14 protein-coding genes, 1 tRNA gene, 1 pseudogene and 1 riboswitch are annotated in these 18,524 nt (G+C 59.3%); of the genes and pseudogenes, 12 read left to right on the top strand and 4 right to left on the bottom strand.

The window, feature by feature from the left end; translation table 11 throughout:
* Positions 1-271 precede the first annotated feature (271 nt).
* A riboswitch (guanidine-I (ykkC/yxkD leader) is annotated at positions 272-372 on the top strand.
* A gap of 61 nt (positions 373-433) precedes the next feature.
* The 12 genes from RHM68_RS06430 (at position 434) to RHM68_RS06375 (ending at position 14,309) form a co-directional block, all read left to right on the top strand.
* Positions 434-1,501 (top strand): putative urea ABC transporter substrate-binding protein, encoded by a 1,068-nt coding sequence (locus tag RHM68_RS06430; protein ID WP_322221076.1) that lies wholly within the window; start codon positions 434-436, stop codon positions 1,499-1,501.
* Positions 1,502-1,518: 17 nt separating this feature from the next.
* Positions 1,519-2,334, top strand: a complete 816-nt coding sequence (locus RHM68_RS06425) for an ABC transporter permease (RefSeq protein WP_322221075.1) — start codon at positions 1,519-1,521, stop codon at positions 2,332-2,334.
* Entirely contained in the window at positions 2,331-3,119 is a 789-nt protein-coding gene (locus RHM68_RS06420; protein ID WP_322221074.1) for an ABC transporter ATP-binding protein, read from the top strand. The genes RHM68_RS06425 and RHM68_RS06420 overlap by 4 nt, the downstream gene beginning before the upstream one ends.
* A 13-nt stretch (positions 3,120-3,132) precedes the next feature.
* Positions 3,133-3,858 carry an urea amidolyase associated protein UAAP1 gene (locus RHM68_RS06415; protein ID WP_322221073.1) on the top strand — a complete coding sequence of 242 codons (726 nt, stop codon included), beginning with the start codon at positions 3,133-3,135 and terminating at the stop codon, positions 3,856-3,858.
* 11 nt (positions 3,859-3,869) lie between these two features.
* Positions 3,870-4,511: an urea amidolyase associated protein UAAP2 gene (locus RHM68_RS06410; RefSeq protein WP_322221072.1), complete on the top strand. Its 642-nt coding sequence runs from the start codon at positions 3,870-3,872 to the stop codon at positions 4,509-4,511.
* A 219-nt stretch (positions 4,512-4,730) separates the two neighbouring features.
* On the top strand, positions 4,731-8,363 hold the full coding sequence (gene uca / locus RHM68_RS06405; protein WP_322221071.1) for an urea carboxylase: 3,633 nt from the start codon (positions 4,731-4,733) through the stop codon (positions 8,361-8,363).
* Positions 8,364-8,387: 24 nt separating this feature from the next.
* Positions 8,388-10,166, top strand: coding sequence for an allophanate hydrolase (gene atzF, locus RHM68_RS06400; RefSeq protein ID WP_322221070.1), 1,779 nt, complete (start codon positions 8,388-8,390; stop codon positions 10,164-10,166).
* Positions 10,167-10,346: 180 nt separating this feature from the next.
* Entirely contained in the window at positions 10,347-11,834 is a 1,488-nt protein-coding gene (locus RHM68_RS06395; protein WP_322221069.1) for a diguanylate cyclase, read from the top strand.
* Between the two features lie 6 nt (positions 11,835-11,840).
* Positions 11,841-12,059: a cysteine-rich CWC family protein gene (locus RHM68_RS06390; RefSeq protein WP_322221068.1), complete on the top strand. Its 219-nt coding sequence runs from the start codon at positions 11,841-11,843 to the stop codon at positions 12,057-12,059.
* Positions 12,060-12,092: 33 nt separating this feature from the next.
* Entirely contained in the window at positions 12,093-12,785 is a 693-nt protein-coding gene (locus RHM68_RS06385) for a pseudouridine synthase (RefSeq protein WP_322221067.1), read from the top strand.
* Between the two features lie 311 nt (positions 12,786-13,096).
* Positions 13,097-13,981: an alpha/beta hydrolase gene (locus RHM68_RS06380; protein WP_322221066.1), complete on the top strand. Its 885-nt coding sequence runs from the start codon at positions 13,097-13,099 to the stop codon at positions 13,979-13,981.
* Positions 13,982-14,235: 254 nt separating this feature from the next.
* A tRNA-Gly gene (locus RHM68_RS06375) sits at positions 14,236-14,309 on the top strand.
* Between the two features lie 146 nt (positions 14,310-14,455).
* Here the strand turns inward: RHM68_RS06375 and RHM68_RS06370 are convergent.
* The 4 genes and pseudogenes from RHM68_RS06370 to tam form a co-directional block, all read right to left on the bottom strand.
* Positions 14,456-15,148, bottom strand: coding sequence for a glutathione S-transferase family protein (locus RHM68_RS06370; RefSeq protein ID WP_322221065.1), 693 nt, complete (start codon positions 15,146-15,148; stop codon positions 14,456-14,458).
* A gap of 209 nt (positions 15,149-15,357) precedes the next feature.
* Positions 15,358-16,071, bottom strand: a complete 714-nt coding sequence (locus tag RHM68_RS26650) for a methyl-accepting chemotaxis protein (protein WP_416195241.1) — start codon at positions 16,069-16,071, stop codon at positions 15,358-15,360.
* A gap of 144 nt (positions 16,072-16,215) precedes the next feature.
* Positions 16,216-17,292: pseudogene (locus RHM68_RS26645) on the bottom strand (methyl-accepting chemotaxis protein); the annotation flags it as partial.
* 422 nt (positions 17,293-17,714) lie between these two features.
* Complete coding sequence (gene tam / locus RHM68_RS06360; protein WP_322221063.1) at positions 17,715-18,485, bottom strand: trans-aconitate 2-methyltransferase; 771 nt, start codon at positions 18,483-18,485, stop codon at positions 17,715-17,717.
* Positions 18,486-18,524: the final 39 nt, after the last annotated feature.

The following is an 18,524-nucleotide window of genomic DNA, read 5'->3' as shown; positions in this document are numbered from 1 at the left end:
TGAAAGACCAGCGACATCCGTCGGCAGGGCGACGGATAACCCACTTGACTCCGAAACCGGCTTCAAGTGCGCAGTGGCCACAACCTTCGGATCAGCGGCGAGCACGTGCCATAGCGGTGCGCCTGCGCACCACGACGAAGCAGCGCGCGCACATCTGTAACCGCCGCTATCGCGCCATCACCCTGAACCAGAGCCTTGCAGTCGAGTTGGCACGGCTCTCGCTTTAGCAAACCTGTGCAGGAGTCATAACAGGTTCGCGGCACCACAATTTGCAATGGCTGACTAGGGTTCCGGCTCGCTTAGGCGAGTGGCTGGTCCGAGAGTTGGCGACCTCCAGTTGAGGTTACACGGCGGGACAAAAGCCCGGGAGACAAGCCACCGTTTACGGTGCCGCTGCCTTCCTGTCCGCCCTTGATCAACTGGAGAACTCCCCATGACCGCACTTCGTTTCCCCGCCCTGCTCGCCGCTGCTTTCGCAGCCTTCGTCAGCGTCTCATCCCAAGCCGCACCGAAAGACCACTTCAGCGTCTGCTGGACGATTTATGCCGGGTGGATGCCCTGGGAATATGCCGGCAGCCAAGGCATCGTCGATAAATGGGCGAAAAAGTACGGCATCAAAATCGATGTGGTTCAGCTCAACGACTATGTCGAATCGATCAATCAATACACCGCAGGCCAATTCGACGGCTGCACCATGACCAACATGGATGCACTGACCATTCCGGCGGCGGGTGGCGTCGATAGCACCGCGTTGATCGTCAGCGACTTCTCCAACGGCAACGACGGCATTGTGCTCAAGGGCGACGGCAAGAAAGTCGCCGACCTCAAGGGCATGAACGTCAATCTGGTGGAACTGTCGGTCTCCCACTACTTGCTCGCCCGGGCTCTGGACTCGGTGGACCTCACCGAGAAAGACCTGAAAGTGGTCAACACCTCCGATGCCGATATATCGGCCGCCTTCAACACCGACCAAGTCAAAGCGGTCACCACTTGGAACCCGATGCTCTCGGACATCAAAGCCAAACCCGGCGTCACCGAAGTGTTCAACTCCAGCCAGATCCCCGGCGAGATCATGGACATGATGGTCGTTAACAGCGCCACCCTTAAAGACAACCCGGCCCTGGGCAAAGCACTGACCGGTGCCTGGTTTGAGGTCGTGTCGTTGATGAATGCCAAAAACGCCGCGAGCAAGGTCGCACTGGAACATATGGCCAAAGCCTCGGGTACCGACCTGGCAGGTTTCCAGTCGCAACTGGACACCACCAAATTGTTCGCCACGCCACAAGAAGCACTGACCTTTGCCAACAGCAAACAACTGCCAGACACCATGCGTAAAGTCGCCGAGTTCTCGTTTCAGCATGGCTTGCTGGGTGAAGGCGCCAAGGACACCAGCGCCGTCGGCATGGCCTTCGCCAATGGCGTAACCCGTGGTGACAAGGGCAACCTCAAGCTGCGCTTCGATCCGACCTACGTGCAGATGGCTGCCGACGCCAAGTTGTAATAACGGAGGACGAGGCCATGCGCCTGATCAATCGTCACCCGGATCGTCCGAGTCGCCTGCTGTTGGTGATCCTGCCGTTCGCTCTGGTGCTGTTCGCCTACTTCATGGGCTCGGCTGAGCGACTGACGGAAAACCCCAACGACAAACTGCTGCCCAGTGCCGTGCAAATGAGCGATGCGGTGAAACGCCTGGCGTTCGTTGCCGACACGCGCACCGGTGAGTACGTGCTCTGGCAAGACACCGCCTCCAGTTTGCGACGGCTGGCCATCGGCCTCGGCATCAGCGCATTGGCCGGTCTGTGCCTGGGCATCGCCGCCGGCACCTTGCCGTTGTTCGGCGCACCGTTGTCGCCGTTGCTGACGGTGCTGTCGATGGTGCCACCGCTGGCGATTCTGCCGATTCTGTTCATCGTGTTCGGGCTCGGAGAGCTGTCGAAAGTGATGCTGATCGTGATTGGCATCACCCCCTGCCTGGCCCGTGATCTGGAGCAGCGCGCGCGGGAGATCCCGGTCGAGTTGCTGATCAAGGCTCAAACGCTGGGGGCTTCGACCTGGACGCTGATGTTGCGGATAGTGTTGCCGCAATTGTTGCCTCGACTCCTGATCTCACTGCGGCTGATGCTCGGCTCGGCATGGTTGTTCCTGATCGCTGCCGAAGCCATCGCCTCCACCGATGGCCTCGGTTACCGCATCTTCCTCGTGCGTCGCTACCTGGCGATGGACGTGATCCTGCCTTATGTGGTCTGGATCACCCTGCTCGCCTGGCTAATGGACTGGGGCCTGAAGCGCCTGACTCGGCGTGCTTTCCCTTGGTATGAAGGGGCGCGGGCATGAGCTTCATCACGGTAAAAAACGTCTGGCAGCAGTACGCCGATCAAGTGGTGCTTGAAGGGCTGAACCTGAACGTCAACGAAGGCGAGTTTTGCACCTTGGTCGGCGCTTCGGGTTGCGGTAAATCGACCTTCCTGCGGCTGTTGCTAGGTCAGGAAAAAGCCAGTCGCGGCGAGATTCTGCTCGACGGCCAAGCCCTCGCTGGCGAACCGGACTCAAGCCGTGGCGTGGTGTTCCAGCGCTACTCGGTGTTCCCGCATCTGACGGTGCTGGACAACGTCGCCCTCGGCCTCGAACTGCCGCGCTCGCCGTTGCTTGGACGCTTGTTCGGCAGCGCTAAAAAAGACGCCCGCGAACAGGCTTCACTGTTACTGCACAAAGTCGGCCTCGGCCACTCGCGGGACAAGTACCCGGCGCAGCTCTCCGGCGGTATGCAGCAACGACTGGCCATCGCTCAAGCGTTGATTATGAAACCGCGCGTGTTACTGCTCGACGAACCGTTTGGCGCCCTCGATCCGGGCATCCGCAAAGACATGCATCAGTTGTTGCTGGAGCTGTGGCGCGAGACGCGACTGACGGTGTTCATGGTCACCCATGACCTGTCCGAAGGTTTCACTCTCGGCACTCGGCTGCTGGTATTCGACAAGGTCCGCGTCGACCCGCACGCCCCCGGCGCCTATGGCGCTCGCATCACCTACGACATCCCTTTGAACAGCGACCGCCGCGCCAACAGCAAAGCCGTCGATGCTTTGCCAGCGCACCTGGCGGGCACGCTTCGTACCGCTTAAGAGGATTTTTCACATGACTGATTCGACCCAACTGTTCCCGCCCTTCGCCGAGGAAATGCTGCCAGGCGGCGGTCATCGTTCCTTCGTCTTGAAGCGCGGCCAACTGCTGCGTCTGACCGACCTGCACGGTGGCGCCAACGTTAGCCTGACACTGCTCAACGCCAATGAAAAAACTGAACGCCTGAACCTGCCCGACAGCCTCAAATGCCAACACACCGCCAAGCTCACCAGCGGCCATTGTTTGTACTCCGACATGGGGCGGGTGTTGGCGGCGATCACTGCCGACACCTGCGGCTGGAGCGACAGCCTCGCCGGTGTGCTTTGCGCTGAAGAAGTCGCGGAAAAATACGGCGCCGGCCGCTATCAGGAACTGCGCAACGGTTTCTTCCGTAACGGCACCGACAACCTGTTGGTAGAACTCGGCAAGTGGGGCCTGGGCCTGTCGGATTTGCTGATGACCCTCAACCTGTTCAGCCGCGTGAACGTCGATGAGGCCGGACGCTTCCACTTCATCGAGGGCAATTCCAAAGCGGGCGACTACATCGAGTTGTACGCGCCAATGAACACCCTGGTGGTGCTCACTGCACTGCAACATCCCATGGACCCCTCGCCGGACTACGCACCAAAACCGCTGAGGCTGAGCTGGATGAACGCCGACCCCAGCGTCGCCGAACACTGCCGCACGTCGCGTCCGGAAAACCAGCGCGGTTTCATCAACACCGACCGTTTGTTCGCCTGAGGATCGCTGCCATGTCACTCGCTATCGCCACTGCCCACAAACAGCCTGAAACCGCGATCTACCGCGCAACGATCCCTGCCGGCGAACCCTGGCTGATGGAGATCAAGGCCGGACAGACCCTGCGCATCCTCGACCTCGAAGGCAATCAAGCCGTCGACACCTTGTTTTACAGCGTCGCCAATCCCAAGGAGCGCTACGACGTGCAGCGCACGCTGCGCCGGCAAAACAGTGTCTACCTGAGCACAGGCAGCGTGCTGTATTCCAACCTCGGCAAACCGATGCTGACCCTCGTCGCCGACACCTGTGGGCGCCACGACACCCTCGGCGGCGCTTGCGCCCAAGAGAGCAACACCGTGCGTTACGCCTTGGAAAAACGCTACATGCACAGCTGCCGCGACAACTACTTGCGGGCCTGTGTTCACGACGGACGCCTGGGCAAGGGTGACATCGGGCCGAACATCAACTTCTTCATGAATGTACCGGTCACGGCGGACGGCGGGCTGACCTTTGAAGACGGCATTTCGGCGCCGGGCAAGTACGTTGATTTGCGCGCCGAAATGGACGTGATTGTGCTGATTTCGAACTGCCCGCAATTGAACAATCCGTGCAACGCCTACAACCCGACGCCTGCGGAGCTACTGGTATGGAACTGAAAATGGTGCGGTTGCGTAAATGGTTGTTTGCCCTGTGCCAAGCCCGGTCTGGCCAGTGCCTGCCCCCTCAAAAACACCAGTAACCCCACGTGGGATCTTCAGTGTGGGTATAGCCATTGGTTGTGCTGTCGAGGACGACCTCGGCGCCTATCGAAAAACTGCGGGACGGCCCGCATCCCAGGTCGAGGCTGATGCGTTATCGCCTCCAGGGGTTTTGCCATGTTTGAAAAAGTCCTTATCGCCAACCGTGGCGCAATCGCCTGCCGCATCCTGCGCACCTTGAGTGAACTGCAGGTCAAGGGCGTCGCCGTTTACTCCGAAGCCGACGCCGCCAGTTTGCACATTCTTCACGCCGACGAAGCCCACAGCCTCGGCGAAGGCGCTGCTGCCGGCACCTACCTGGCCGTCGAAAAAATACTCGCTATCGCCCAGTCCAACGGCGCCACAGCGATCCATCCCGGCTACGGTTTTCTCTCGGAAAACGCCGCGTTTGCCGAAGCCTGCGAAGCCGCCGACATCGCCTTCATCGGCCCGACGCCGGAACAACTGCGCGTCTTCGGCCTCAAGCACACGGCGCGCGCGTTGGCCAAGCAACACGGCGTACCGATGCTTGAGGGCACCGAATTGCTCGACAGCATCGACGCCGCGTTGCTCGCGGGTGAACAGGTTGGCTATCCAGTGATGCTTAAAAGCACGGCGGGAGGCGGCGGCATCGGCATGCGCGTGTGCCGTAGCGCTGCGGAGTTGAGCGAATCCTTTGAAGCGGTCAAACGCCTCGGTCAGAACAATTTCAGCGATGCCGGGGTGTTCATCGAAAAGTACATCCAGCGCGCCCGGCACCTCGAAGTGCAGGTGTTCGGCGATGGTCAAGGCGAGGTGATTGCCCTCGGCGTGCGTGATTGCTCGGTGCAGCGGCGCAACCAAAAAGTCCTCGAAGAAACCCCGGCGCCGAACCTTCCCGAAGGCATGGCTGAGGAGCTGTGCGCTGCGGCGATTAAATTGGCGAAAGCGGTGAACTATCGCAGCGCCGGCACCGTGGAGTTTGTCTTCGACAGCGCGGACCAGCGCTTCTATTTTCTGGAAGTGAACACCCGCTTGCAGGTGGAACACGGCGTCACCGAACAGGTATGGGGCGTTGACCTGGTGCGCTGGATGGTCGAACTGGCGGCCGGTGATTTGCCGCCGCTGAGCAAGTTAAGCCAAGGCTTAAAAGCCGAGGGACATGCAATCCAGGCACGGCTGTATGCCGAAGATCCAGGCCGGGATTTCCAGCCAAGCCCCGGCCTTCTGACTGCCGTGCAGTTCCCCGTCACTGACGGTAAGCACCTGCGCATCGACACCTGGGTCGAGGCCGGTTGCGAGATCCCGCCGTACTTTGACCCGATGATCGCCAAAGTCATCTGTTGGGCAGCGGACCGTGAGCAAGCTCGCGCCGATTTGCATCGGGCATTGGGCGACAGCCTGTTGTATGGGGTCGAAACCAACCGCGACTACTTGCGTCAGATTTTGCTCGATGTGCCTTTCGCCAGCGGCCAGCCTTGGACCCGCTGCCTGGACAGCCTGACGTATAAAGCCAACACCTTTGAAGTGCTCAGCGCCGGCACCCAAACCAGCGTTCAGGATTACCCCGGTCGCCTCGGCTACTGGGCAGTGGGCGTGCCACCGTCAGGGCCGATGGACAGTCGAGCGTTGCGTCTGGGCAACCGTCTGCTGGGTAATGATGAAGGCTTTGCGGCGCTGGAAATCACCATGAGCGGGCCGTTGCTGCGTTTCAATTGCGACGCGGTGGTGGCGGTCACAGGGGCGGTGATCCCACTGACATTGAACGGTGAAGCGGTGCCAATGAACACCGCGTTGCTGATCCCGGCGGGCGCGACGCTGAGTCTCGGCACGATAGCCGGGGCCGGTGCCCGCAGCTACCTTTGCCTGCGTGGTGGTCTGCAAGTGCCGGACTATCTGGGGAGTAAAAGCACCTTTACCCTCGGTCAGTTTGGCGGGCATGGCGGCCGGGCATTACGCGCAGGGGATGTGTTGCACGTGCCCGAGCTGAGTCAACGCAGCGTCGGCGCACAACTGCCGGTAACCGAGGTCGCCGAACTGCGTGACGTGCGGCAAATCCGGGTGATTTACGGTCCACATGGCGCACCTGAATATTTCACCGAACGCTACATCGGCACCTTCTTCGCCACGCAATGGGAAGTGCATTTCAACTCCAGCCGCACCGGTGTGCGGCTGATCGGACCGAAGCCCGAATGGGTACGTGCCGACGGCGGCGAGGCGGGACTGCACCCGTCGAACATTCACGACAATCCTTACGCCATCGGAGCAGTGGATTTCACCGGAGACATGCCGGTGATCCTCGGCCCCGACGGCCCGAGCCTCGGCGGCTTTGTCTGCCCGGTAACCGTGATTGAGGCGGACCTCTGGCAATTGGGGCAGCTCAAGGCGGGGGACAAAGTTCAGTTCTTCGCAGTCGATATCAAGACCGCCCGCTCACTGGCCTTGAGCTGGAGTCAGTGTGGGAGCAGGCTTGCCTGCGAAGGGGCCAGGCCTGACACCCCTTCAACTGCATCGCAGACAAGCCAGCAGCCCCATGGGGTGGAGTCGCCGGTGGTGATGGATTTGGCTCAGGGAGATACGCGGCTGGTTGCCAGGTTGTCGGGGGATACTCATCTGCTGCTTGAAATAGGCGCACCAGAGCTGGATTTGGTCCTGCGCTTTCGCGCCCACGCATTGATGCAAGCCTTGCAAAGCAAAGCCTTGCACGGCGTTATCGACGTGACGCCAGGCATCCGTTCGCTGCAAGTACACTACCAACCGGAACAACTACCGCTCGCCGATCTATTGGCTATCCTCGCCGGGGAGTGGGACGCCGTGTGCGCCGCCGAGGACCTGCAGGTACCCTCGCGCATTGTCCATCTGCCGCTGTCCTGGGACGATCCGGCCTGTCAGTTGGCGATTGAAAAGTACATGACGACCGTGCGCAAGGACGCGCCGTGGTGCCCGAGCAATCTTGAGTTCATCCGCCGCATCAACGACCTGCCCAACCTCGACGAGGTGCAGCGCACCGTGTTCGACGCCAGTTACCTGGTGATGGGCCTCGGCGACGTTTACCTCGGCGCGCCGGTCGCCACCCCGCTCGACCCGCGCCATCGGCTGGTGACCACTAAATACAACCCGGCCCGCACTTGGACCGCCGAAAATTCGGTGGGCATCGGCGGCGCCTACCTGTGCGTCTACGGCATGGAAGGCCCCGGCGGTTATCAGTTTGTCGGTCGCACCTTGCAGATGTGGAATCGCTACCGCGAAGTCGCCGCGTTCGACGGTAAACCGTGGCTGCTAAGGTTCTTCGATCAGATCCGTTTTTATCCCGTGAGCGCTGACGAGTTGCTGCGTATTCGGCGTGATTTCCCATTGGGACGCTTCGAGCTGGACATCGAGCATAGCCAATTGAACCTGGCGGATTATCAAGCGTTTCTGGCGAAAGAGGCCCAGAGCATTGCCGCGTTTCGAGATCAGCAGCAAGGCGCATTTAACGCCGAACGCGAGCGCTGGATCGCGAGTGGCCAAGCCCACTTCGACAGTGAAGAAGCAGCCCCGGAGCCAGGCGAAGAAACGCCGCTGGCCGCGGGACAGCACAGCATCGACAGCCACATCGCTGGCAACCTCTGGCAGGTTCAGGTGGCGCTCAACAGCCACGTGGCGGCCGGCGATGTATTGGTGATTCTGGAGTCGATGAAAATGGAAATCCCACTGCTCTCGCCGATGGCGGGCGTGGTCCGCGAGATTCGCGTGCAACCAGGTTCGGCGGTGCGTGCCGGACAGCGCGTCGTGGTGCTGGACCTCGACTGAACCCATTTCAAAAAGGATCAAATCATGAACGTCGATCTGCAACTTGACGCCCTGCGCAGTGCCTACCGCGACGGCCACACCACACCTCGGGAACTGCTACTGAGCCTGCGGGAAAAAGCCGCGGCGCTGAATCCGGACTACCACCTGTTCATCCATTTGCTCAGCGTCGAGGAATTGGAGCCCTATCTGGCCGCACTCGAGGGGCGCGACCTCGACAGTCTGCCGCTGTACGGCGTGCCCTTCGCCATTAAGGACAACATCGACCTGGCGGGCATTCCCACCACCGCTGCGTGCCCGACGTTTGCGTTTGTGCCGCAGCATTCGGCGACGGTCGTCGAGCAGTTGCTGGCGCTGGGCGCGATTGCGCTAGGAAAAACCAATCTCGACCAATTCGCTACTGGCCTTAACGGCAGCCGCTCGCCTTACGGGGCATGCCCCAACAGTGTCTTGCCGACCTATCCGTCGGGCGGTTCCAGTGCGGGTTCTTCCTTGGCCGTGGCATTGGGCGTGGCGAGTTTCGCCCTCGGTACGGACACGGCGGGCTCGGGTCGCGTGCCGGCAGCGCTGAACAATCTGGTGGGTTTGAAAGCGACCAAAGGGTTGATTTCCACGGCGGGAGTGTTGCCGGCCTGTCGCACGCTGGATTGTGTAACGACCTTCACCGCGACCGCTCAAGAAGCCAGCCAATTGCTGGCACTCCTCGCGCACCTCGACCCCCGGGATGCCTACAGTCGCAGCAATCCGTCGTGGAACGACGGCGGTGCATTTGGCGCGGCTGGCGCGTTTCGTTTCGGCGTGCCCCGAGCTCAGGACCTCGAGTTTTTCGGCTGCCCCGAAGGCCCGTTGTTGTTCGGCGATGCCATCGACCACCTCAAAGCCATAGGCGGTGAAGCGGTCGAGCTGGATCTGTCGCCGTTCCTCGAAGCGGCGCAGCTGCTCTATGAAGGGCCTTGGGTGGCCGAGCGCTACAGCGTCGCCGGCGAGTTGATGGAGCAACACCCGGAGGCGGTGCTGCCGGTAATACGCGCGGTACTGGCCAAAGCCCCAGCAGTAACGGGCGTGCAGACCTTCCGTGCGCAGTATCGACTGCAAGTCTTGAAAGCGCTGTGCGACCAGGCGCTGGAAGGCCTCGACTGCGTCGTCACACCCACCATTGGCCGTGCCGTTACATTGGCCGAACTGGCGGCTGAGCCCGTACTGCGTAATTCGGAGCTGGGCTATTACACCAATTTCATGAACCTGCTCGATTACGCCGCCGTCGCCGTCCCCAGCGGTTTCATGGGCAACGGGCTGCCATGGGGGGTGACGCTGTTTGGCCGAGCGTTTACCGATCAGTTCCTGCTGAGCGTCGCGCACGGGTTGCAGCGCCTGCAAGGCTTGGCGGTAACGGCGCCGACGACAGCCGCCCGCCATGATCGCGCACGGTTGGTGGTGTGTGGCGCGCACCTGGACGGGCTGGCGTTGAATGGTCAACTCAAGCAGCGTGGGGCCCGACTGATCGAGACGACGTTCAGTTCACCGGACTATCAACTGTATGCGTTGGCCGGTGGCCCGCCGTTGCGGCCGGGCATGGTGCGAGTGAAGGACGGTGGCGTGGCGATTGCGGTGGAAGTGTGGGAACTGCCGAGCCGTGAGCTGGGGTCGTTTTTGACCGGAATTCCAGCACCGCTGGGGTTGGGCAAGGTGCAACTGGCGGACGGACGCTGGGAGAGCGGCTTTATTTGTGAAGGCTATGGGTTAGAAGGGGCAACCCATATCAGCCATTTCGGCGGGTGGCGTGCGTACCTGACAGATCAGCGGTGATCCCACGATTCGCGGGCGAGCCCGCCCACCGGGCCTGCGCATAACCTGTGTGCAGGCTTGCCCGCGAAGAGGCCCCTCCAGGCGACAGAGATTGATGGCAGGCACCCGCACAAATGCAGCGGTTATTTCTGCGCCGTGCCACTAGAATGCTTTCATCGGGTCACTGCCAACGGAACCACCATGCCGCTTCGCTCGCCGCTCTATTCCCAACGTTCGTTGGTCCTCACGCTGATAGCGTTACTGGGCGCCGGTTTCCTCGCGACATCTTTTCTCAGTTACTACGCTTCTCGAGCCTCGATCCGCGACAACATCGTCAACACCGAATTGCCACTGACGTCCGACACGGTCTACTCGGAAATCCAGAAAGACCTCGTCAGACCGATCCTGATTTCGTCGATGATGTCCCGCGACACGTTTATGCGCGATTGGGTGGTCAACGGCGAACACAACCCTGACCAGATGACTCGCTACCTCAACGAGGTGATGACGCACTACGGCGCCTACACCGCGTTTTTCATCTCCAACAGCAGCCTGACCTACTACCACGCCAAAGGCGTGCTCAAGCAAATCAAGGCCGACGAGCCTCGGGATGCCTGGTACTTCCGCGTTCGCGACATGAAAAAACCCTACGAGATCAACGTCGATCCGGACATGGCCAACAAAGACAACCTGACCGTCTTCATCAACTACAAGGTCTACGACTACAACAATCGTTTCATCGGCGCCGCCGGTGTCGGTCTGACGGTCGATGCGGTGATCAAACTCATCGACAAGTACCAACAGCGCTACCAACGCAGCGTGTATTTCGTCGACACTTTTGGCCGTCTGGTACTCACCGGTGCCGAGGGCGGTCCCCAAGGCGCCAGGGCCGGCCTGACGCTGGGGGAACTCGACAGCATGAAAACCCTGACCAGCCAGTTGCCCAAACCCCACAGCGGCAGCTTCGAATATTCCGCCCAGGGCCAGGCACATTTCCTCAATGTGCGGTTCATTCCAGAGCTGAACTGGTACCTGTTCGTCGATAAGCGCGAAGACGGCGCGCTCAGTGACATTCGCCAGTCGCTGTACCTCAATCTGCTGATCTGCCTAGTGATCACGTTGGCTGTACTGGCCTTGCTCAATCGGGTGATCAAACGCTACCAGCGTAAGATTCAGGCCCAGGCCACCCTCGACAGCCTGACCGAACTGCCCAACCGTCGCGGCTTTGATCTATTGGCCGCGCAAGCGATGCATGAGGCTCAGCGCGAACCGAAACCGCTGACAGCATTGCTGCTCGACCTGGACCATTTCAAGGCGTTGAACGATACCTTCGGCCACTTGGCGGGTGATCAGGTGCTGATCGGTTTCGCCAGGGACCTGGAGAGTTGCCTGCGCCACTGCGACATCGTCTGCCGGTGGGGCGGTGAGGAATTTATCGTGCTGCTTAAGGACACCGACGGTGAGACCGGCCTGATGATCGCCGAAAAAATTCGTCAGCATGTAGAAAAGCAACGTTATGCCTACCACGGTAACGAACTGCATCTGACCGTGAGTATCGGCCTGACCACCCTGCAACCGCATGAAACCTTGCACACGCTGCTGTCTCGGGCAGATCATGCAATGTACCGGGCGAAGCAAGCCGGCCGTAACCGTACCTGCGTGGAAATGCCCCACTCCATTTATGAATAACCGTGGATGAAAAAGCCCGACCTCTGCCCGGCCTGCGGCGCACCCAACGACTGTAGTCTGGCCGACCCGCGAACCGCCGACCGTGCCTGTTGGTGCTTCGGCGTCAACATTGACCCGGCGGTGCTCGAAGCCCTGCCGGTCGAGCTGCGGGACATCGCCTGCCTATGCCCTCGTTGCGCGCAGGTCGAGGTACAGTTGCAAGCGGCCGGTCGACGGATCCCGTAAGATGCGCGGTCCTCTTCCCACCGACCTGTAGCCATGCGCGTTGACCGTTTCCTCAGCAACCTGCCGCGTTTCAACCGCCAGCAAGTGCGTCTGTTGCTGGCGGAAAAGCGCGTGCGCATCGACGCCAAAGTCGTCAGCGACCCACACGCAGAGGTGCTGGAGTTCAGCCGTGTGGAAGTCGACGATGAGGTGCTGCAAGCCGGTAAACCCGCGCGCTACTTCATGCTGCACAAGCCGCCAGGCTGCGTCAGCGCGACCCGCGACCCGCAACACCCGACGGTTCTCGACTTGATTGATGAGCCGGACAAGGATGATCTGCACATTGCCGGGCGCCTGGACTTCAACACCACGGGGCTCATGCTACTCACCAACGACGGCAGTTGGTCGCGGCGCCTGACCCAGCCGCAAACCAAACTGCCCAAGGTTTATTACGTCGAGACCGAACAGGACATTGGCCCAGAGTATGCGATCAAGTTCAGCGAAGGGCTGTACTTCGCCTTTGAAGACCTGACGACTCAACCTGCCGAACTGTTGCTGCTGGGAGCAAAATCAGCGCGACTGAGCATTGTTGAAGGTCGTTATCACCAAGTGAAGCGGATGTTCGGCCACTTCGACAATAAAGTGCTGCGTCTGCACCGTGAAAGCATGGGCCCGCTGGTGCTCGACAGCGCGCTGAAACCGGGCGAATACCGCATGCTGCGCACCGAAGAGATCCAATTGATCTAAGCGCATGACCACTCAGCAGAAGTTGCCGAACAATTCGCCCATGACACTTGCGCGATGCCCTTCCCCCTGCTTGAATCAGGACGTCGGCCAGAATGTGACCGACTGGTCACACCCTACTTCTAAGAAACTTTTTGCCGGCAGCGAACCCTCAGGTTCCGTATTACCCCGGCAGACTGCCCGCCTATAACAATACCCGTCGACCTGCCTTACCGGATCGACATGGGCCTCCACATTCCAGGCGTATGCCTACCTGTCACATAGCTCGTGCAATGTTATTTGCGCGCATACCCGCTCGCCAGGAGTCTTATGACATGAGGCCAGAAATCGCTGTGCTGGATATACAGGGTCAGTATCGGGTTTACACGGAGTTCTATCGCGCAGACGCCGCAGAGAAGACCATTATTCTGGTTAACGGCTCGATGGCCACGACAGCGTCGTTTGCACAGACCGTGAAAAACCTTCATCCGCAGTTCAACGTTGTTTGCTACGACCAGCCCTATGCGGGCAAGTCAAAAGCCCACAACCGGCATGAGAAATTGCTCACCAAGGAAGTCGAAGGGCAGATATTGCTGGAGCTGATCGACCACTTCGCCGCTGAACACGTGCTGTCTTTTTCCTGGGGGGGCGCAGCCACCTTGGTCGCCCTCGCCCAACGGCCACGGCGCATCGAAAAAGCCGTGATCAGTTCGTTCTCCCCGGAGATCAACGCGCACATGCTCGATTACCTTGAGCGCGGCGTCGACTACCTGGGCTGCCGAGACGGCGACCGGGTCGGCAACCTGGTCAACAGCACCATCGGCAAACACCTGCCGTCGCTGTTTAAACGCTTCAACTATCGTCACGTAAGCAACCTGGCCGAGCATGAGTACGGGCAGATGCACTTCCACATCAACGACCTGTTGCACAGTGACCGTCAGTGTTTTCTCAAGGCTGCCGAGAACATCAACGTACCGGTGCTGTTCATCAATGGCGAATGGGACGAATACACCGCCGCCGAGGGCGCCCGGTTATTCGCCAACCATGTGCAACAGGCCACCTTCAGTACCCTGCAAGCCACTGGGCACTTCCTCGACATGGAACACAAAACCGCCTGCCGAGATAGCCAAAACGCCCTGCTGGGTTTTCTGAAGCCGACGCCGCAGGTCAGCCGAACACGCTACCAATATGTCCAGCACCAGCATGCACTGGCCATCTGAAACCCAGTCACCGTGAGCACGACCCGCCCTGCACTTTCGAGTACGCGGCGTGCCCACGGTAGACCGACATTCAGCCTCGCCATCGACGCTAAACGCATCAAGCGCAAAGAAAAACTTCAAATCCCCGAACAGATCTGGTACAAAGTCAGCCGTTCTGAGCGGGAGTCATTTCATGACACTGTTCCAGCCTCTCAGGCTGATAACGAGGATCAGTAACAGGTCCTTGTCTCAGACGCGAAGCAGGATCGATACAAGCGGGTGTAGTTTAATGGTAGAACTGCAGCTTCCCAAGCTGCTAACGTGGGTTCGATTCCCACCATCCGCTCCATTCTCCTCTTCTGAAACAGGGCTTTCGCCCGCCTCTTGCGCTGCACGCATCCAATCCGGACCACCCCTCTCACATCACCCTCAAAACACCATGCTGTCCTGACTTGCAGCCTGCGAATTAGAACGCCGACTCCGCGCATCGACTTCTCAGGCATCAAGCTCTGGAATACCGCTTCGTTTATCGGCATAGGCTGCTTTGAAAGCGCTTCGTGCCTGCCAACGTTTCCAAAACGCATCGATGTGTTCGAATCGTTCGTCCAGAGGCGTTGCGTTGACTGGAAACTTCGAAAATGCAATCGCGGTACACAGCGTGATATCGGCAAAAGTCGGCTCATCGTCGCCGAGCATCCAAGGGCGGCCATCGGCAAGATGACGGTCAATCAGCGCCGAATGCATCAACGCCTCTTTACGGCAGTGCTCCCCCCATTGCGGGTTATGGGTCAGCTCCAGTTTTGAACCCAAGCCTTGGTGCTGCACGTGAAACATCGTGACAATCCGGTACAGGACGTGGGTCCAGATACGGTTTTCCCACATCGTGTCCAGCCCCTGTTTCAGCGCGGTATCCCCGGTGATTTTTCGACCCGGATGCAGGGTATCCAGATAGCGCACGATCGCGCCGGTTTCTGAGAGATAGGTATTTTCAGCCAGCGCCAACGTTGGCGTTTCGCCCCACGGGTTCATCTTCGTATGCGGCCATTTGCGCTGATCACCACCCGGCGCCATGTCATAGATGAACTCCTCGAATTGATCCGCAATTCCCTTTTCATGCAGGAACAGGCGCAGGCGCTGAGGATTAGGAAATGCAGAGGGGGACGTGTAGATGCGCGGCTTATTAGTCATGCGGTCACCACTTTCGGATTGAACTCAAAGAGCCCCGAGCATGAACTTTCGCATTCGATGCCGGCCAATGAGTCCTCTTAATCAGCGCTATAGACTGATTGAGAGGCTGATGGCAGCGTCTGACCAACATTCATTTACAGCGCGCAGGTCGACGACCGGCCTTGACACGCGGTTACAGTCCCGCGCGCCAAGGCCAACGTAACGAAGGCTCAAGTCCTGAAATGCGCCGTCATCTGCTTTAAATCGTTCCCCAGCGACGCTAATTCAATCGTCGCAGCGGCACTCTCTTCACTCGCTACCGCGGACTGATCGGCCACGTCACGCACGCTCAGGATGCTGCGATTAATCTCATCGGCCACGGCGCTCTGTTGTTCAGCGGCGGCAGAAATTTGCAGGCTCATTTCCTGGATCGTGCCAATGGACTCGTTGATTTCGGTGATGGCTTGTTCGGCTTTTTGCGCCAAAACAACCGTGTCCAGTGTCCGCTCGCGGCTGGAGAGCATCAGCGCAGAGGCCGCTTGCGTGCCTTGCTGCAAGGCGAGAATCAGGGTTTCAATTTCCTTGGTCGAATCTTGCGTGCGCTGGGCGAGTGAACGCACTTCGTCTGCGACCACCGCGAATCCACGGCCTTGCTCACCCGCGCGTGCGGCTTCGATGGCGGCGTTCAGGGCCAGCAAATTGGTTTGTTCGGCGACCGCTTTGATGACGTCAATAACTTTACCGATCTGTTCACTGTCCTGAGCGAGGACGCTCATGGCGCTGCCCAATGCTTCGATTGCCTGAGAAAGTTCGCTGATCTGCATCGTGGCCTGCTTGACCACCGCGCCTCCGTGACGTGCCTGCTCTTCGGCCAGGGTCGCAGCGGCTGAGGCGTCGGTGGTATTGCGGGCAACTTCCTGAACGGTAGAAGCCATTTCATGCATTGCCGTGGCAACTTGATCCACTTCGACTTTTTGCTGACGAACACCGGCGCTGGTCTGCTCACTCATCGCCGAGAGCTTCTCGGCAGACATGGAGATATGAGTGACACCACTACCTATGCCTTGCACAAGCGTGTTCAAGCTTTGCGCCATGTCTTGCATCGCGTTTTGCAGGTCGCCCAATTCGTCGCGGCGTGTCGATTTGGCCTGCACCGTCAGATCGCCCTTGGCGATACGACGGGCCAGTTCTACCGTCAGTGCGAGCGGTGAGGTGATCTGACGCGAGATGATGACCGACGCAAACAGGCCCACCAATAGAGCCACCAGTGTCAAAACAGCCACCTGAATAAAAGCGCCACGCTGATCTTCACGGGCCAAACGCTGCTGGGTGTCCATCAAGCCCGTCAGGATTTTATCCATCGCCTCACTTTCCTGGTCCACTTGCTGGCGCAGGCTCTGCTTCTTCTCGAACAGGCTGGAGACTTCCAGCAGCACCTCGCGATAGCGACGCATACCGGCGTGTGCTTCTTCAAGCTGACTCGATAGCGTGGCGGGCAGGCTGGCGCGGGACTGAGTGATATCGCTCAAGAATGCGTCAGTGGTCTCCATCAGCACCTTTTTGTTGACGTCGTTGGAGACCGCTATGTAACGACGCAGCATGAGGCGAAACATCGTCATACCGTTACGCAAGTCGGCCACGGTCCGTAATTCACGAACACGTTCGGCATCGGGGACTTCCAGGGCGCTGGCCGTGGTGGTTTCAAGCAATCTGGAGAAAGTCGCTACGAACTTATCGGACAGCGCGCCCAATGGTTTCAGGGCATCGGACGTCGATTTGTCGGTGTCGATCAGGCGTTTGACCTTTTGATCGTAGGCAACGGTGCTCGCTTGCAATTGCATCAAGGCTTGCCGGTTTTCAGCACGCATCAACGTCTGCTGCGCCTTTGAAGTGAGGTCTTGTAGGACACTGAGCTGCGTGTGGTACGTCTCGACGAATGCCGGATCTGCCGCGGCTTCGTACTGCTTCTCGGTAAGGCGCATGTCCTGCGCCGCGTCGTTAAGCGTGCCGATCAGACGCGTCGTGTCCAAGCGATCAACGAGAACGTTGTTGCTGCTGTAACCGACGAAAGCCACCGCCAGTACGGCCAGCAAAAGAACGCCAAAACCGATTCCCAGCTTTCGGGAAACTTTTATGTTGTCGAAAAAATTCGCTGTTTCTGCCATTTTCAGCCCCAAACGCCCTTACGTTATCAATCCGCTAGGCACAAAAAAATATTCGCTCAGTGAAGCGCAATCACGTTCCAGAGCACGGTGTCGTCATCCAAGGCGCAGGTTTAGGGGCAGGTCCAATCTACCCGGCAAATCAATGTGCGGATGCTGGCTTGAGGCAGGAAGGGGATGCTTCCCGAGCGGACATCGGCTGACAGTGCCCGTCACGTCGTAAACGGATAGTTTCGACGCAAGGTTTATCGTTTCAGTAAAAGGTCTCGGCGGGGGATGCTATAAACTTTAGAAAAAGTTGTACAATTTTTTATTTATGTACAACAGTTGAACTTTTCAGCGTCATTGATGACGCTTTGCTATCACCCAGCCAACAAAAAAGGGGCAGCCCACATTCACGTGGTCTGCCCCTTTTTCAGGAAGCCCTAGCGGGTCGCGATAATGAACAATCGCGGAAATGGCAGTAACACCGCCCCCTCCTCCAACGCCGGATAAGCCTGTTCGATGGCCGCTTGGTAGTGCTTGAGGTACTGCGCTCGCTGCGCCTCGTCCAATGGATCGAGGAAGGGTCGCAAACCGCTGCCCTTGAACCACTCGACCACGCCCGACGCGCCGCCTGCCAACGGATGATAGTAGGTGGTGCGCCACACATCGACGCGCGCGCAGTGTGGACGCAGTATCGAATAGTAGGCGCTGGCCGTTGCCATGGCCGTGCGCAGTCTCGCAGCGCCCGCCAGTTTGCTTGCCCATGGGCCCTGGGCTGCGACATCACGCATCAAACGGTGCGACGGCTCATTGAGGTTATCGGGCATTTGAATCGCCAGGCTGCCACCTTTTGAAAGTCGGGCGACCAATGACGGCAATAACCTGGCGTGGTCGGGAAGCCACTGCAACACCGCATTGGCGAAAATCACATCGAATGCAGCGGATTCGCTCCAGGTGTCGATGTCGGCGGTGTCGAACTGCACGTGCGGCAAGCGTTTACGGGCGGCTTCGATCATATCGATCGAACTGTCCAGCCCACGGACCACCGCATCGGGGAAGCGCTCCAACAACAGCTCGGTGGAATTGCCAGGACCGCAACCGATATCGACGATCGAACGCGCGTCAGTTGCGGCAATTGCGGCCAGCAGATCTCGTGCAGGGCGCGTGCGCTCATCTTCAAAAGCGACGTACTGTTTGGCGGACCAACTCATTGCGTTCTCCTGTCGGTGCGTTGTCATGGGCGAGCAGCC

Origin of the sequence: Pseudomonas sp. DC1.2, assembly GCF_034351645.1 — a bacterium.
Taxonomy (GTDB): Bacteria; Pseudomonadota; Gammaproteobacteria; order Pseudomonadales; family Pseudomonadaceae; genus Aquipseudomonas.
The sequence above is the reverse complement of the archived record's forward strand: the minus strand, read 5'-3'. Positions and strand labels throughout refer to the sequence as shown.

Excerpts from the sequence above, each read along its gene's own strand:
- RHM68_RS06430 (WP_322221076.1), top strand. The coding sequence starts at position 434 with ATGACCGCACTTCGTTTCCCCGCCCTGCTCGCCGCTGCTTTCGCAGCC.
- RHM68_RS06425 (WP_322221075.1), top strand. The coding sequence starts at position 1,519 with ATGCGCCTGATCAATCGTCACCCGGATCGTCCGAGTCGCCTGCTGTTG.
- RHM68_RS06420 (WP_322221074.1), top strand. The coding sequence starts at position 2,331 with ATGAGCTTCATCACGGTAAAAAACGTCTGGCAGCAGTACGCCGATCAA.
- RHM68_RS06415 (WP_322221073.1), top strand. The coding sequence starts at position 3,133 with ATGACTGATTCGACCCAACTGTTCCCGCCCTTCGCCGAGGAAATGCTG.
- RHM68_RS06410 (WP_322221072.1), top strand. The coding sequence starts at position 3,870 with ATGTCACTCGCTATCGCCACTGCCCACAAACAGCCTGAAACCGCGATC.
- uca (WP_322221071.1), top strand. The coding sequence starts at position 4,731 with ATGTTTGAAAAAGTCCTTATCGCCAACCGTGGCGCAATCGCCTGCCGC.
- atzF (WP_322221070.1), top strand. The coding sequence starts at position 8,388 with ATGAACGTCGATCTGCAACTTGACGCCCTGCGCAGTGCCTACCGCGAC.
- RHM68_RS06395 (WP_322221069.1), top strand. The coding sequence starts at position 10,347 with ATGCCGCTTCGCTCGCCGCTCTATTCCCAACGTTCGTTGGTCCTCACG.
- RHM68_RS06390 (WP_322221068.1), top strand. The coding sequence starts at position 11,841 with ATGAAAAAGCCCGACCTCTGCCCGGCCTGCGGCGCACCCAACGACTGT.
- RHM68_RS06385 (WP_322221067.1), top strand. The coding sequence starts at position 12,093 with ATGCGCGTTGACCGTTTCCTCAGCAACCTGCCGCGTTTCAACCGCCAG.
- RHM68_RS06380 (WP_322221066.1), top strand. The coding sequence starts at position 13,097 with ATGAGGCCAGAAATCGCTGTGCTGGATATACAGGGTCAGTATCGGGTT.
- RHM68_RS06370 (WP_322221065.1), bottom strand. The coding sequence starts at position 15,148 with ATGACTAATAAGCCGCGCATCTACACGTCCCCCTCTGCATTTCCTAAT.
- RHM68_RS26650 (WP_416195241.1), bottom strand. The coding sequence starts at position 16,071 with ATGCATGAAATGGCTTCTACCGTTCAGGAAGTTGCCCGCAATACCACC.
- tam (WP_322221063.1), bottom strand. The coding sequence starts at position 18,485 with ATGAGTTGGTCCGCCAAACAGTACGTCGCTTTTGAAGATGAGCGCACG.